The sequence below is a fragment of the Gilvimarinus sp. F26214L genome (genome assembly GCF_054401055.1).
In genome coordinates this window covers 125,178-140,845 of the sequence record NZ_JBTIYG010000006.1, presented here as the reverse complement: position 1 = coordinate 140,845, position 15,668 = coordinate 125,178, and the positions used below count along the sequence as shown (strand labels likewise).

Genomic DNA, 15,668 nt, shown 5'->3' with positions numbered 1-15,668 from the left:
CATACTTCCCGGAGCTTGTGAGTGGCGCTTCGCTTTCGCCGCCGGAGGCTCGTGTTTATAATGGCGCACTGATAATTTGAACCTCTCGCGCCGGTGCAAACCGGTATTTTCGCGGGCCCCGTCCTTCTCTGCCCAGAGCGCTGATGGCTGATAACCGGCATTTCCTGACATTTTCCCGCCCCCTCCTCGGGCTTTGCGCTGGTATTCTGCTGGCGACTTTCGTGAGCGCGGCCATTTGCCAGCATCTCATTGCCACCAGCCTGGAAAACCGCAGCAGCCAGTATGGCCAGGCCCTGGCCAATGTAGCGGCCCGCCAGGCAATCGACTCCACTCTCAACCACGATCTGGTCAGCCTGCAGGTCATTCTCAGTGATATTGCCGAGAACCCCGATGTGGCCACGGTCACCATCCACGACGTTGAGAACAATCTGCTGGTGCAGGCCAGCGGCCCGATGGAGGGGGGCCGTGAGGAGAGTAGCCAGCGGGCGAATTTTACCGCGCCCATCACGCTCCACAACAGTATCGCGGGCCATGTAACGGTCGGGCTGGACCTGAGTACTCTCGCCCAGGTTGAAACCCAACTGTACTGGCTGTTCGGATTCATGGCTGCCCTGCTGATCGCCCTGACTCTGTCGGCGCTCTACTTCGGACGCTCCTGGAATGTGCCGGCCACGCTGCCTCGGCCCACTATTCCCATCGTCAATGCGCCGCCGCAACCGGAACCACAGGAGTCCGAACCAGCTCCCGCCCGTCGGGCATTTCCCCGGGTTGAGCTGATCGTGCAATTTCATAATCTGCGGGAGCTCAGCACGCAGTTGGACAACCGCGCCTTCCGGCAGGTCAGCCGTCGCCTGGAAGAGCAGTTCAAAGGTGTGCTCGCCCTTTACGCAGGGCAGCTCATCCAGTTGGACGCCAATCAGGCCCGCATTGCTTTTCCCAATCCCGAGGATGAGCAGGATTCGCCCTTTCATGCCCTGTGCAGCGCCAAGTTGCTGCTGACCCTGAACCGCCCCGACAGCCAGTTTCCCCTCCAGAGCAGTGCACTGGTGGTGCTCCGGGACAGTGACAGCAGCATTCTCAAGAACCTGCAGTATCAGTTGGCCGAGTCGGACGAGTACAATCAACTTCTGGCCAACGCCCCGGACGGGGCTTTGTTGATGGAAAGCCGGCTGGTGGATGAGCCGTTGGCCGCCCGGGTCGATCAGGAGCCCATCGACGAGTTTCAGGATCTGGTGGAGATCGTGTCGCTTGGGGAACAGTATGAGCAACTGCTCGAACGCCAACTCACCCGCCTGCAGAGAGCGTAACATTCAAAAGAGGCTCTGTTATGTCATCGCTTCCCAGTCATGTTCGTATCGTCGAAGTCGGTCCCAGAGACGGATTGCAGAATGAAAAGCAGCCCGTGAGCCTCGACACCAAGCTGGAACTGATCCGGCGCCTTGTTGCCGCAGGGCTGACCACAATTGAAGCGGGCAGCTTTGTGAACCCCAAATGGGTGCCGCAGATGGCCGGCAGCGACGAGGTGTTCGCCCGGCTGCCAGCCGCTCCGGGCGTGGTCTACACGGCGCTTACGCCGAACCTGAAAGGGCTGGAGCGGGCATTGGAGGCCGGCGCGCGGGAGGTGGCGGTGTTCGGTGCGGCCAGCGAGTCTTTCTCCCGGAAGAATATCAACTGCTCCATTGCAGAAAGCCTGGACCGCTTTCGTCCCCTGGCGGAGAAAGCACTGGCGGAGGGTGTGGCGGTGCGCGGCTACGTTTCCTGCGTGGTGGCCTGTCCCTACGAGGGCCCGATCAGTCCACAGAAAGTCGCCGCCGTGGCGCAGGAGTTGCTGGCCATGGGCTGCTACGAAATCTCTCTGGGCGATACGATTGGTACGGGGACGCCGCGGCAGATTCTCGAACTCCTGGACGTGGTGACCGCTTCGATTCCCCATCAGAAGCTGGCCATGCATCTGCACGACACCTACGGCCAGGCCATCGCCAACACCTATGCCTCTCTGCAGGCGGGCATTCAGGTTTTTGATTGCTCGGTTGCCGGTCTTGGCGGCTGTCCCTATGCGCGGGGCGCATCCGGCAACGTGGCCACGGAAGACGTGGTTTATCTTCTTAGCGGACTGGGGATCGAACACGGCGTTGACCTGGACCAACTGATCGACACCGGCCAGTATATCTCCGACGCCCTGGGGCGCGCCTACCAATCCAAGGCCGGGCTCGCATTAAGCAGCAGAAAAGCGGATTCGGGCGCATCGTAGCGAGAGGCGCGCAAAGGGTTTACACTTCTTGAGCAAACGGACGGGGCGCCACCGTTCCATGGTGCGCGCATCCCGGACTTTCAATACTGACAAGGCAGTACAGCCCTCCATGCGAAAAACCAAGATCATCTGCACCATCGGCCCCGCCACCGACAGCTACAACCGGCTTGAAGAACTTCATCGCGCAGGCATGAACGTCGTGAGACTGAATATGTCCCACGGCGATCACGAATCGCACCTGAAGGTGATGAAAGCCATCCGCACCCTGAACAAGAAAGTTGCCCACACCATTCCGATTCTGCTGGATACACAGGGCCCGGAAATCCGCACCGGAAACCTGAGCAATGATCTCAATCTGCGCTCCGGCGACGTTATTTCCATCGTCGCGCGCGGCGTGGAGAACGTGGAAGAGACCTCGATCCCGATCAATTATGACGACCTGATTACTGACCTGGGCGTGGGTGATCGCATCACCGTGGACAACGGTCTGATCAATCTGGAGGTTCTCAGCAAGGAAGAACGGCTCATGCGCTGTCGCGTCATCGACGGCGGAATATTGAAGAGCAAGCGCCACGTCAACCTGCCGGGCATCCGTGTCAACCTTCCGGCCATTACCGAAAAGGATCGGGCGGACATCGAGTTCGGCATCAAGCAGGAAGTGGATTACATTGCCTTGTCGTTTGTGCGGGAAGCCGCGGATATCCGGCAGCTTCGGGAATTGCTCGGGGAGAAGGCCAACAAGATCAAAGTGATCGCCAAGATCGAGGATCAGGAAGGGGTTCGCAACATCGAGGAGATCATTCGCGAAGCGGACGGGATCATGGTCGCCCGTGGTGACCTGGGCGTGGAAGTTCACATCCAGGATCTACCCAACATTCAGCGCGACATCGTCCGCCGCTGCGCAGAGATGGGCAAACGCGTCATCGTGGCGACCCACATGCTGGAGTCCATGATCAACAACCCCATTCCCACCCGCGCCGAGGTGACCGACGTGGCGAATGCCGTTTACGAAGGCGCGGACGCCATCATGCTGTCCGGCGAAACCTCCATCGGCAAGTACCCGGTCAAATGCGTGCAGTACCTCGACCAGATCGGTCGCGCCTCGGAGCAACATCCGAGCCTGAAGTTCACGCGCAAGCTGATCAGGGATACGGACAAGCAACACATTGCCTGTGCCGCCGCCGAGCTGGCGGACAGCCTCGGGGCTGTGGGGATCGTGGTGATCACCCGCCGCGGTCTGATGGCGAACTACCTGACCAATTGCCACCCCAACACGCCGATCCTGGCCTTCACCAACGACAGTCGCACACGGCGGCAGCTTGCTCTGAATCGCAACTGTGCCTGCTTTCGCATTCATTTTTCCAGTGTGCCGGAGAAAACCCTGAACAAGGCCTTTGCTATTCTGCGCAACACCCAGGGCTACAACGAAAACGACAAGGTCGTGGTGGTTTCCGACATTATCAACGGCGCCGGGGTGGACGCCATCCAATTGCGACCGCTGCAGGACGCAAAGGTGGACGAGCCCTCCGACAGCGCACCGGACTGACCTCAGCTCGAACAGAACCATGCGGCGAGCTGTGTTCGGCACCGTGAACACAGCTCGCCACGGGGAACCATCGTCTACAATTATCCTCTCAGCAGCACGGATCCCGTGCCCGCGCCGGCTTCACCCGCAAGGTTCGTTTCACCATGCACACACCCGGAAATCGCCACATCTGGCTGGTGGTAGTCCTACTGCTTGGGCTCTACGCGCTCTCTGGCCAGGCTGCGCCGAAGGTTCAGACCGGCGATCAGGCGCCCGACTGGATTCTCACCGCAATCGAGGGGAAGGACATTTCCTTCTACGAACACAGCGCCGGGCAACCGGCAGTCCTGGTGTTCTGGGCCACCTGGTGCCGCGGCTGTCCGGAGTTGATGAACGCAATCGACCAATTGCGGGAAACCTACAGTGAAGAGGACCTGCGCGTATATGCGCTCAACATCTGGGAAGATGGTGACCCGATGGAGTATCTGAGGAGCAGGAGTTACGATTTTCCGGTGTTCCTGAACGGCGACCTGGTCGCAAAACGCTACGGCGTCCGGGGAGCGCCTGCTGTCTTTCTAGTCGATGGGGACAAAACGCTTCGCTATGTACGCCGCAAGGACAGCACCGCGCAGGAGGTGCATCGGGCAGTCAAGGCCGCCCTGCAGCAGATGACAGAATAAAGAGCGAACTTCCGGGCGTTACCGGCGCCGGTTTGATGCTTCGAATCGATGGATCCGTCCACGCGTAAGTAGCTCCCGCTCAAGTCAGCTCGTCTTCGATATCCTTCAGCAGGTCCAGGGGCTCCACTTCCGGCCCTTCCAGATCTTCCGTCCAGTTCACGCCCACCAGATATACATCGTCGTGCATGCCCTGCAACCAGTCCTCCAGAAACTCTTCCAGTGAGACCGGCACCACCTGATACTCCGCCCACTCGTCCCGGCAATGGACCTGAGCAAATTCCGGCTGCGACCAGAACGGCATTACGTCGGTCTTGCCATATTTTTCAGAGGGACAAAGCGCCCAGCCTTCCGGTCCCTCCAGCCCCCATATACAGCCACAGTCAAGGGCTTCGGCGATAAACCGTGCGTAGTTTTCCTCGAAATCGTTGCTTAGTGGTTCCATAGTTCTGTCCGCATATATACCAATAGAAGGCGAGGGATATTCGCAGCTGTGCCGCCCAGCAAGTTGTCGACAAATTCCGAACCGGAGGGCGAACCGGATACCGGAGACCCGTCCTCAACACTTTCGCGGACACGCGCCGCAAACACGTGGGCCAGTGACCCGCAGGGCCCACTTTAGCCGATCCTGAAAACACCTTCGCAAAGGCCACTGGCCTTGATCGAAATCAATGCCCGACCAGCGCCTGGTTGCTACTTTACCTTATACCTCGGAGTTTCTCACACGCATTCTCCGGCCTCCATCCCCGGCCCTGCGGGGCCCACTAGAAGAAGTTCCTTATGTCGCTTTTTTCCGAATCCCTTGCGTGGGATCCAGTTTTGCTGGGTCGTTATGATCTTACCGGCCCCCGCTACACCTCCTATCCCACTGCACCGCAGTTCAGTGATGACTTTTCCGAGGAGCAGTTGCGGACCGCGATTGCCCGCAGCAACGCCACGGACTCTCCCCTGTCGCTCTATTTCCACCTGCCATTCTGTGACACCCTGTGTTTTTACTGCGGCTGCAACAAGGTCGTGACCCATAATAAAGAGCGGGCCATGCCCTATCTGCGTCGGCTGGACAAGGAGATGGCCATGCAGGCGGAGTTGTTTGACACCCGCAAACCCGTGACCCAGCTCCATTGGGGCGGCGGCACCCCCACCTTCATCAGCGATGAGGAGATGACCTGGCTGATGGAAGCCACGGGTCGGCATTTCGATCTGCTGGATGACGACAGCGGCGAATACTCGATCGAAATACACCCGGGGCGCGTCGCAGCCAGCACAATGGGACATCTGCGTACCTTGGGGTTCAATCGTGTCAGCATGGGCGTGCAGGATTTTGATCCGCGCGTGCAGAAGGCGGTGAACCGATACAACAGTGTTGAGGAAGTCAGTGCGCTGGTGAAGGCGTTGCGTACGCAAGACTACTCTTCCATCAGTATGGATCTGATTTATGGCCTGCCCCTGCAAACTCTCGAAAGTGTAGGTACCACTCTGGAACAGGTGATCGAGCTTTCACCGGACCGGCTGTCGCTGTTCAACTACGCCCACATGCCACACCTGTTCAAAAGCCAGCGTCTGATCAATGAGGCGGACATTCCTTCTCCGCAGGCCAAGATGGAGTTGCTCCACATGGCGATCGAGCGCCTGCAGGAGGCCGGCTATGTTTACATCGGAATGGACCATTTCGCCAAACCCGAAGACAGCCTGGTCCGGGCTCAACAGGAAGGTCGGTTACAACGCAACTTCCAGGGATATTCCACCCATGGTGAGTGCGACCTGGTGGCCTTCGGCGTGTCGGCCATCAGTGCTTTCGGCGGAACCTATGTCCAGAACGAAAAGGAGCTGAACCGTTATCAGCAACGGATCGACGGGGATCAGAGACCTTTCCACCGGGGGTTTGTGTTGAGCGAGGAAGACAATCTGCGCCAATACGTGATCAATCAGTTGATCTGCCATTTCCGGTTGGATTTTGCGGATGTAGAGCGGCAGTTCCCCGTCCGGGCGCGCGAACACTTCGAAGACGAACTCGCGCAGCTTGCGCCCATGGTGGAGGACGGACTGATCAGCCTGAACGATGAGGGCATTCGCGTGCATAACTCGGGACGCTTACTGATCCGACGCATTTGCATGGTCTTCGACGCCTACCTCAAGGCGAACAATCAGATCCGTTATTCGCGCATAATTTGACGGGGAGCCTGGGCCAGGTGGTGTTTGGATTGGGGTCGTGGCGTTTTGGTGCGGTGCCGTGGTGATTGGTGTGGTGTCGTAGTGATTGGTGTGGTGTCGTAGTGATTGGTGTGGTGCCAGGCCGCAATCCGGTCCTGGCTCCGGTGACACGCCGTGAACCCATCCCTGGGGGCTCGGACGCGGCATCCATGCCGCGTACGGTAACCGGAGCCAGGACCGGATTGCTGCTGAGAATTGGGTGCCTACGGGCGGAAAAAACAAACCGATTCGGGGCAGAGCCACGGATTACCCGATGCTCGGATCTCGCTAGTGAAAATCTTTCAATCGGCACTGAGCGATGCGGCAGTGATCCGGCGCTCATGCCTGGGACCGTACGCGGCATGGATGCCGCGTCCGAGCCTACAGGGACGTATTTACGGCGTGTCCCAGGCGTGAGTGCCGGATCGCTGCCTGGCATAAGCCTTCACGCAGCTTTCTGACAGCCGCACCCACTGATCCAGTACCCCAAACAAAATTTACTTCCGGCCATGTACCCGCCCTTCATAACACACGGGCGAACTGGGGTCCCGCCCATCTGCCTCGCAGTCCTCCCGGTCCAGCTCCGCTTCCAGAGCTTCCTGCAGAACCGGCAAGTGGGAGTGTCGTGGATCCCGCGCCGCAGTCAGCAGCGTAAGCCGACCTTTGCGAACATAGCGCATCAGCGGGATCAGTGCTTCCACATTGTGATCCAGCTCCTTGCGATATCTGCGCGCAAACGTGCGTTCGTCCAGATCCCCCTGGTGCCACGCCCGGCGTAAATCCCTCGACGGCGCCGCGTCCCTGTACCAATGGGTCAGCGCCAACTCCTCCTTGCGCTTGCCCCGCGGCCACAGGCGATCCACCAACACGCGGGCGCCATCGGCTTTTGCCGCAGCCTCGTAGACGCGCTTGAATCGAATATCGTAGCTCACCGACATCTCCCTTCGTGTCATCCGCAAAAAGCAAAACGGTTGGGCCAGGCCTCGCGGCCCAGCCCAACCTCCATTGTAGCCTTGTAGTACCGAGGGCTGGGTCAGGCAAAAACCCGACCCAATCCGACGGGATCAATGATTGGCGTCGACTTTCTCCTTGGAGTGAAAAATCTTGGAGTCTGCCTTGCCTTTCACCGTCAACACACCCGCCAGCCCCTTCTCCACTCTCGTCAGAGCGTGATCCACAACCGTGTAGCGTCCGGGGTACTCCACCTTGAACTCGACCATTGTCGCGCCGCCGGGCGGAACAAGAGTCGTCTGGACATCAGTCAGAGGAGGACTGGTCAAGGATGCCTGATCATAAACCCGATCAAAGATCTCGCCAATTACATGGAAGCTGGAAGACAGGTTGGGGCCGCCCACGCCGAAGAAGATGCGCACGGTTTCGCCCACCTCCGCTTCCATGGGGTAGGTGGTGGTCAGGGCAGCCATGGTTCCATTGAACATCATGTGCTCCGGCGTTTCGGCCAGCAGCTTGTCCAGGGAGAACTCATGAAGACCGCGAGATCCGTGACGCTCTGCTGTGTACAACTCCCCCTGCATGACATAGAACTCCCGATCGACCGGAGCCAGTCCGCCTTCCGGTTCCACCAGGATCATGCCGTACATCCCGTTGGTGATGTGCTGGGCCACCATGGGAGTTGCGCAATGGTAGACGTAGAGCCCCGGCTGTAATGTTTTGAAGGTAAAACTTTTGGTCTGACCGGGTGCAGCCTGGGTTACAGCCGCGCCGCCGCCGGGTCCAGTCACTGCGTGCAAATCAATGGAGTGGATGTGCAGGCTGTCCTTGGCGTTGGTCATGTTGATGGTAACGGTGTCGCCCTCGCGCGCACGAACGAAGGGACCGGGAACAGTATTGTTGAAGGTCCAGTACTTGTAGGTGCTGCCGTCCCCGAGCGTGGCTTCAATCTCGGTCGTTTCAAGATCAACGGTCAGATTGCGAGGCTTGCGCTTGCCCACGGGCTCACCGACATTGGTAGGGTCCATGGACACATCGGGAAGATCACTGGCCTGCGCCGATTGTGGCTCGCCGACGATCAGCGCTCCAAACATCCCCGCCGCCTTGTGTCCGGGCAGCGTACACAGATATTCGAACTCGCCACTTTTGTTGGCCCGGAATACAACCGCCGTGGCAGCGCCGCGGCCAATGACCTGCTGGGATTTTACGCCAAACTCCGGTATCGCGATGTCGTGCACCGCACCATCCTGGTTGACAATGTTGATCTGAACCACCGCGCCTTCGGGCACGCGCAGGTCCGGGTTCACTTCACCTTTTGTGGAGCCGGATTCGCTAATGAACACCAACTTCCCATCGGCAATGTCCGTGCGCAGTGTAAATGTCACATCCGGTCGATACTCGACATCACTGCTAAGCTGTTGTGCGTTCGCCATGCCCACGATAAAGCATAAAGACGCGGTGAGGGCTGCGAGAAGCTGTTTCATGGAGATTCTCCTGTAGGTAATGCTCTCTGCGGTTTGCTGTGTGTTAGGTGCTGTTTATATCGGTTTTTCAGGGGTCCTCCGACTTGCTTTTTCCGGTTGCGTCCACTGTAAGGACGTTCAAAAGTTCGAGCAGTTGGGGCTGCATGGCGGTGGGCAGCAGGTCCGCCAGTGTGTACTGATCCAGGGCATGAAAGAATGCGTCCATCGCCCGCGCAAAGATTCCTTTCAACTCACAGGCCGGCGTAATAACGCAGGATGAGGAGCACCCAAAGCATTCCACCAGTTCAGAATCCTGCTCCATGTCCCGCACCAGTCTCCCAACGTTGATGTTCTCGGGAAGGTCCTTCAGACGCAGACCGCCGTTCTTACCGCGAGTCGCCACCAGGTAGCCGCGGTTGTTCAGCTCTTGTACAACTTTCATCAGGTGGTTTCTTGAAATGTCGTAACTGTTTGCGATCTCGCGAATAGTGGCGAGTTCCGGGTCTTTCAAACCCACATACATCATCACGCGCAGGGCATAGTCGGTGTACCGTGTAATCCGCATGGTCTACTTCTCCTTCAACCGGGTCGTCCATCGGGCCGGGGTGCAGCCAGGATCGGAACGTAAAGGGCCAGAAAGAGGCTGAATGCGAGAACCCAGAACAGTGCTGCCGCGAGCACGCCCACCCGGTAATCAATCCAGCCCACGGCCGCGATCAGGCGAAGCAAAGTGGCCGCAAAAATTGCGAGATAAATCAACAGACCGGATCGCGGCAGCTGCAGCGGCCGACCGGTATGCCCTACGGCCACCCGGGTCATGACCCCCAGTATCAGAGTGGCAATTCCGCCGAGCCCAAGAGCGTGCTGCCACAGCGAGGCAGGAACGGCGTCGACGAAAGCCGACAGTCCGCGCAGCAACAGGGCGAGCACAATCCACAAGTACGCCAGATGGAGAATCCACAACAGCGGTTCGCGTAGGACTCGCCAGCCGGACCAGCCGAACAGGCGCAGTGCGTGAAGTGCGGCCGCAAGCAGGGTCGCGGTGCCAATCCATTGGGGGCCGACCGCGAATGCGTCCAGCACCACCAGCAGCGCAACACTTCCCAGGGCCGCGCGTTCCAGCACAGGCCAGGTCCTGATCGCTGCCGGATCGTCACCCTGGGCTCGCAGCCAGTTGCCGCTGAAGGCCGGAATGATTCGGCCTCCGATCACCACCATCAAAACCGTGATCAGATCGAACCCCAGCTGCTGGCCACGGGCCAGCAGCCCGGTCGATCCGCTTACGAGCCCCAGTTGCATCAGCAGGTTGCCGCTGAACAACAGAGTCAATACAGCCACCAGAATCAGGTTGCGGCGGTTGCGATGTCGAATCAAAACGCTCGCCACGTAAACCGCAAGGACCGGCAGGAAGGCGAGATCCACTGCCGCCACCAGCCAACCGGGCAGCCAGCCCGCAAACCACATGACGGCCCGGCCGGCGGCCCAGAGCAACAGCATGGCGAGCAGCGCACCCCCCTGGAGAGGTTTCGCACCGGTCCAGTTGGTCATGGCGGTCAGCAGGAAACCCGCGATAGCGGCCGGGACCAGTCCGTAAAGCATCTCGTGAGCATGCCACTGGAGCGGGGACCAGCCGATGGGCAGCGGCCAACCGCCAAACAGAAAGGCCATCCAGGCCAGGACCACCAGTACACCGTAAACGCCGACCATGACGAAAAAGGGGCGGAAAGGATGGGCCAACAGACTCGGCAGGCGACGCTCGCCGGCAGCGGCCAGCTTGAGTATTTGTTCAGGCACAGGAACGCTCTCTTTCAGGAAGGGGACGAGTCCACAAGTAAGTGCTTACGCACGCAAATGCCAGAGCGATGAACCCGAGGGCCACCGGGGCAGTGTCGAGCATCCAGAGAAGCAACCAGCTCAGGCTCATCAGCGCTATCGCGGCCAGTTTTGCGCGGCGCGGTACCGCGCGCTCCCGACGCCAGTCGGTGAGCAGCGCGCCGAAACGCGGATGGGCTTCGAGCCAGACTCCCAGGTTTGGAGAGGCTTTGGGAGCCGCCCAGGCGGCGAGCAGGACGAAAGGGGTAGTGGGGAGCAGTGGCAGCACTACTCCGGCCGCTCCAAGTCCGAGGCTGCCCCAGGCGAGGCATAGCCACGGGAGGCGACCGGCGCGGAATTTGTCAGACATTTCGGGGCTCCCTGTGTGTGGGAAATACTTTCACATCAACAGTCTAGCCCATAAGATGCATTTTTCCCGCATCTTTAGTAACACTTCTTTGATCTGGATTAACAAAATCGTTGCTGAAGGATCTGGTGAACCTGCGCGAGGCAGCTGCACGGGGTGACCGAAGCTGTTCACACCTCGTGGCGCTAAAGGATGCCGGGATAGGTTAAGAGGGGCAGGAAAAGCGGCAATTCTGCCGCTTTCCTGCAGCCGGGGAACTCAGGCGGGCACGCGATGCAACTGGTTGTAAATCAGTCCGCCCGTGTCCCTGGAGGAACCACCCAGAGTGGCGCGGGGGCAGGCGATTCCGCACCACAGCTGGCCGGCGTGGCCCCATTGCATGCGGAACACCAGGTGACAGGCACGCGCTCGGTCGCCCAGGGCCCCGAAGCTTTGGCTGTTACCTGCGGGTGCGGCAACAGGCGAGTGCCCGAGCTGTGGACCCGCGGGCTCCACATTGAGAGCCAGGGAGACCTGGCCGAAATGGGTCAGCTGTTTTGCTCCTGCGATGATCCGCGCGTAATGGCGCTTGAAGGTCTCCAGGTTTTTGGCCTGCCCCACCTGGGTCTTCCACTGATGGACGGCCGCGTCGGCGCGCACATTCATGCGGGCCTTGATGCGAGCGGCCGATGCCCGGGGGTCGAACAGCCGGCGTGCCAGCAGGCCGTCGATCGCGGCCCCGATCTCCATGGACCGCTGGCGGCGTGCCAGTCCCCCGGACCGTTGACGGGGGTCCACCGCGCGCTCGATCTGCTGCTTTAGAAGCATGAAATGCGGGTTTTTCCACGCGGTCGCTGATTCCAGCGACGCGAGATTGCTCAGCAACGCGTAATGGGTGGCCACAGTGGCACGCTCGCGGGGGTGGAGCTTGTCCAGTTGCCGGTCCACGTGGGCTGCTGCCAATGCCATTTGCCGCTCCCAGAGCGCACAGGGACCCGGCTCCACAGGGGTCACAATGACCAATTGCCCGGCGCGAATCCAATCTCCATGCAGATGGGGATTCACGATCAGGCTTTTGTTGACCACGGATTGGGACGGCCGATCGTAGAGAACTTCAAGCAGGTCTCGAACGGCCAGATCTCGTTGGGGGATATAAAAGAGTGCTTCGTTGGGGATGCTCGCCACGTTGATCTCCTTATCAAACGTTGTCGTCATCGAAAAAAGCGTGCTACGCGGAATCCGGGTGGGCGACGACGGATGTCCTTCCGTTTCGTGCCCGAACTGCCCTCGGCCCATGGTTGGTTAGCTCCCCTCCCCTGTCAAGCAGGTTGGCGAAAGAGGTGACGTGACTTCGATCAACTACAGCAGAATTAAACATGCATTTATTTTACATCATTGAAAGATGCATTTAGACTGCATCTTAGCTGAACTGCACAACTGCCTCGCAGGCAGCGCTTTCGACATCCGCCGGAGAGCAGACATGAACACCCTCGACCCCGCCATCGACGCCGTACCCGGCGCCATCGCATGCCACGTTTCGCAACGATTTCCTTTTCATTACATCGACGGCCAGCACAAGGAGACAACCCATGGCTGAGTACCGCAAACTCTGGTGGCTGCTGATCGCAGTAGTCGCCGTCACCTTTGGAATCCTCGGATTCTTTGGCACGGAGGTTTACCGCAAGGCTCCACCCATCCCTGACGCAGTCGTCACCGAAGACGGCACAACACTCATGACCCGGGAGAGCATTCTCGACGGCCAGACGGCCTGGCAGTCCGTGGGTGGTATGCAGTTGGGTTCCATCTGGGGCCACGGCGCCTACCAGGCCCCCGACTGGACGGCGGATTGGCTGCACCGGGAACTGGTCACCTGGCTGGATCTGGCGGCCGTGGATCAATATGGGCGCTCCTATGACGAACTGAATGGCCGCGACCAGGCCGCCCTGCGTCACGAGTTGAAAACCGCCTACCGCGGCAACGACTACGATCACGACACGGGCACACTGGTCGTGTCCGAGCGCCGCGCACAGGCCATGGCACAAACCGCGGATTACTACAGCCGTCTGTTCAGCGATGCCGCCGAGTTGCAGGGCACTCGCGAAAGCTACGCAATGAAGGAAAACACTCTGCCGGACGCCGAACGTCGCGCGCGCATGGCGGAGTTCTTCTTCTGGACCGCCTGGGCCGCCGCCACCGAACGGCCGGACAGCGCAGCAACCTATACCAACAACTGGCCTCATGAGCCGCTGATCGATAACCGGCCCACCGGGGAGAACATCATGTGGTCGGTGATCAGCGTGGTGTTGCTCATCGCTGGTGTGGGCGGACTCATCTGGGCCTGGGCCTTTCTCCGCAAGGAGGATGAACAGGAACCCGCTGCACCCGCGCGCGATCCGATCTCGCTGGTCAACCTCACGCCGTCCCAGCGTGCACTGGGCAAGTATCTGTTTCTCGTGGTCGCCCTGTTCACCTTCCAGGTGTTCCTGGGCGGCTTCACGGCCCATTACACCGTGGAGGGGCAGGAGTTCTACGGGATTGATGTGAGTCAGTGGTTTCCCTACAGCCTGACCCGCACCTGGCATATCCAGTCGGCCCTTTTCTGGATCGCCACCGGCTTTCTGGCCGCGGGCCTGTTCCTTGCGCCGATTATCAATGGCGGCAAGGATCCCAAATACCAGAAGCTGGGAGTGGACGTTCTGTTCTGGGCCCTCGTGGTTGTGGTTGCCGGTTCATTCATCGGCAATTACCTGGCGATCGCCCAGATCATGCCCACTAATCTCAACTTCTGGCTCGGCCACCAGGGCTATGAATATGTGGACCTTGGACGCCTCTGGCAGATTGGCAAGTTCCTGGGCATCGCCTTCTGGCTCGTGCTGATGCTGCGCGCCATCGTACCTGCCCTGCGCCAGCCCGGTGACAAGAACCTGCTGGCACTGCTGACCGCCTCCGTAGTAGCAATCGGTTTGTTCTACGGCGCGGGCTTCTTCTATGGTGAGCGCACCCATCTGTCCGTGATGGAATACTGGCGGTGGTGGATCGTGCACCTGTGGGTGGAGGGGTTCTTTGAAGTCTTCGCCACCACGGCACTGGCATTCATCTTCTGCAGCATGGGTCTGGTGTCCCGCAGAATCGCCACTGGCGCCAGCCTCGCTTCCGCCTCACTGTTCATGCTGGGCGGCATCCCGGGCACCTTCCATCACCTCTATTTCTCCGGCACAACCACCCCGGTGATGGCGGTCGGCGCCACCTTCAGCGCCCTGGAAGTGGTTCCCCTGGTCGTGCTGGGCTATGAAGCCTGGGAAAACTGGCGCCTGAAAAACCGCGCCGTCTGGATGCAGCGAATCAAATGGCCTCTGATCTTCTTCGTGGCCGTCGCCTTCTGGAACATGCTCGGTGCTGGGGTGTTCGGCTTCATGATCAACCCGCCCATCTCCCTGTACTACATCCAGGGCCTCAACACCACGCCGGTGCACGCTCACGCCGCACTGTTCGGGGTGTACGGCTTCCTCGCGCTGGGCTTCACCCTGCTGGTGCTCCGTTACATCCGCCCGCAACTGGTCTTTGACGAGCGCCTGATGAAGACCGGGTTCTGGTGGCTCAATGCCGGGCTCGTCCTGATGATCTTCACCAGCCTGCTGCCCATCGGTCTCATTCAGTTTGCCGCCAGTGCCTCTGAAGGACTCTGGTATGCGCGCAGCGAGCACTTCATGCAGCAGAGCCTGATGGAAACCCTGCGCTGGATCCGCACCTTTGGCGACGTGGTCTTCATCGTCGGTGCGCTGGCGGTGAGTTGGCAGGTGGTCAAGGGCGTCTTCTTCAGTGCACCGGGTGAGCTTGCACAACCAGCCCGCGCGACCGAAGGCCCCGTCACTCTCGATGCCTGAGCCAGTGCAACCAGGGGAGGAGCCGGAGAAACTATCCGGCCCGCCCCAAGCCAAAGAACTGCGCTTCTTGCATCATTTTTTCAACCCAAAGGAGATTGGATATGAAATCAGGAACCCTTCTTCGAGCCGCCGCAATTTTCGGCCTTTCCGCCTTTGCGAGTCTGGCCTTCGCTCAGGAGTGCGAAATCACAGTGGACAGTAACGATGCCATTCAGTACGACACGAAGGCCATAGAAATAGATTCCGGCTGCGACGAGTTCACAGTCAACCTGACTCATAGCGGCCAACTGGACAAAACAGCCATGGGCCATAACTGGGTGTTGAGCAAGGCGGAAGACCTACAGGGCATCGCTCAGGACGGAATCGCTGCGGGCCTTGAGAACAACTATCTCAAACCCAACGACGAGCGGGTAATTGCCGCGACGGAGATTATCGGTGGCGGCGAAAAAACATCGGTGACCTTCGCAGTGGACAAACTGGAACAGGGCAACGACTACATGTTTTTCTGCTCCTTCCCCGGCCACTCCTCCCTCATGCAGGGCACTGTGACCCTGAAGTAGCGGACCACC

General features: G+C 59.6%; 14 protein-coding genes. 7 read left to right on the top strand and 7 right to left on the bottom strand.

What is annotated here, in order from left to right; genetic code table 11:
* Positions 1–143: 143 nt before the first annotated feature.
* From ACURWW_RS08680 to ACURWW_RS08665, 4 genes are all read left to right on the top strand, one after another.
* Positions 144–1,307, top strand: coding sequence for a hypothetical protein (locus tag ACURWW_RS08680; RefSeq protein ID WP_445616417.1), 1,164 nt, complete (start codon positions 144–146; stop codon positions 1,305–1,307).
* Positions 1,308–1,327: 20 nt separating this feature from the next.
* Complete coding sequence (locus ACURWW_RS08675) at positions 1,328–2,251, top strand: hydroxymethylglutaryl-CoA lyase (RefSeq protein WP_445616416.1); 924 nt, start codon at positions 1,328–1,330, stop codon at positions 2,249–2,251.
* Positions 2,252–2,360: 109 nt separating this feature from the next.
* Positions 2,361–3,797, top strand: coding sequence for a pyruvate kinase (gene pyk, locus ACURWW_RS08670; RefSeq protein WP_445616415.1), 1,437 nt, complete (start codon positions 2,361–2,363; stop codon positions 3,795–3,797).
* A 143-nt stretch (positions 3,798–3,940) separates the two neighbouring features.
* Entirely contained in the window at positions 3,941–4,456 is a 516-nt protein-coding gene (locus ACURWW_RS08665; protein WP_445616414.1) for a peroxiredoxin family protein, read from the top strand.
* Between the two features lie 79 nt (positions 4,457–4,535).
* Here the strand turns inward: ACURWW_RS08665 and ACURWW_RS08660 are convergent, their stop codons facing one another.
* Positions 4,536–4,898, bottom strand: coding sequence for a DUF2750 domain-containing protein (locus ACURWW_RS08660; RefSeq protein WP_445616413.1), 363 nt, complete (start codon positions 4,896–4,898; stop codon positions 4,536–4,538).
* A gap of 335 nt (positions 4,899–5,233) precedes the next feature.
* Here ACURWW_RS08660 and hemN point away from each other — a divergent pair, with 335 nt between their 5' ends.
* On the top strand, positions 5,234–6,625 hold the full coding sequence (gene hemN / locus ACURWW_RS08655) for an oxygen-independent coproporphyrinogen III oxidase (RefSeq protein WP_445616412.1): 1,392 nt from the start codon (positions 5,234–5,236) through the stop codon (positions 6,623–6,625).
* Positions 6,626–7,140: 515 nt separating this feature from the next.
* Here hemN and ACURWW_RS08650 read toward each other — a convergent pair.
* From ACURWW_RS08650 to ACURWW_RS08625, 6 genes are all read right to left on the bottom strand, one after another.
* A complete protein-coding gene (locus tag ACURWW_RS08650; RefSeq protein WP_445616411.1) occupies positions 7,141–7,575 on the bottom strand; it encodes a DUF488 domain-containing protein in 435 nt (144 codons plus the stop codon).
* A gap of 132 nt (positions 7,576–7,707) precedes the next feature.
* On the bottom strand, positions 7,708–9,078 hold the full coding sequence (gene nirK, locus ACURWW_RS08645; RefSeq protein WP_445616410.1) for a copper-containing nitrite reductase: 1,371 nt from the start codon (positions 9,076–9,078) through the stop codon (positions 7,708–7,710).
* A 67-nt stretch (positions 9,079–9,145) separates the two neighbouring features.
* Positions 9,146–9,622 carry an RrF2 family transcriptional regulator gene (locus ACURWW_RS08640; RefSeq protein ID WP_445616409.1) on the bottom strand — a complete coding sequence of 159 codons (477 nt, stop codon included), beginning with the start codon at positions 9,620–9,622 and terminating at the stop codon, positions 9,146–9,148.
* 14 nt (positions 9,623–9,636) lie between these two features.
* Positions 9,637–10,851, bottom strand: coding sequence for an NnrS family protein (locus ACURWW_RS08635; RefSeq protein ID WP_445616408.1), 1,215 nt, complete (start codon positions 10,849–10,851; stop codon positions 9,637–9,639).
* A complete protein-coding gene (locus tag ACURWW_RS08630; protein ID WP_445616407.1) occupies positions 10,844–11,239 on the bottom strand; it encodes a YbaN family protein in 396 nt (131 codons plus the stop codon). Before ACURWW_RS08630 ends, ACURWW_RS08635 begins: the two co-directional genes overlap by 8 nt.
* A 255-nt stretch (positions 11,240–11,494) precedes the next feature.
* Positions 11,495–12,400 carry a hypothetical protein gene (locus ACURWW_RS08625; protein ID WP_445616406.1) on the bottom strand — a complete coding sequence of 302 codons (906 nt, stop codon included), beginning with the start codon at positions 12,398–12,400 and terminating at the stop codon, positions 11,495–11,497.
* Between the two features lie 404 nt (positions 12,401–12,804).
* Here ACURWW_RS08625 and ACURWW_RS08620 point away from each other — a divergent pair, with 404 nt between their 5' ends.
* Together ACURWW_RS08620 and azu are read left to right on the top strand one after the other, a co-directional pair.
* Complete coding sequence (locus ACURWW_RS08620) at positions 12,805–15,099, top strand: nitric-oxide reductase large subunit (protein ID WP_445616405.1); 2,295 nt, start codon at positions 12,805–12,807, stop codon at positions 15,097–15,099.
* A gap of 101 nt (positions 15,100–15,200) precedes the next feature.
* On the top strand, positions 15,201–15,659 hold the full coding sequence (gene azu / locus ACURWW_RS08615) for an azurin (RefSeq protein WP_445616404.1): 459 nt from the start codon (positions 15,201–15,203) through the stop codon (positions 15,657–15,659).
* Positions 15,660–15,668: the final 9 nt, after the last annotated feature.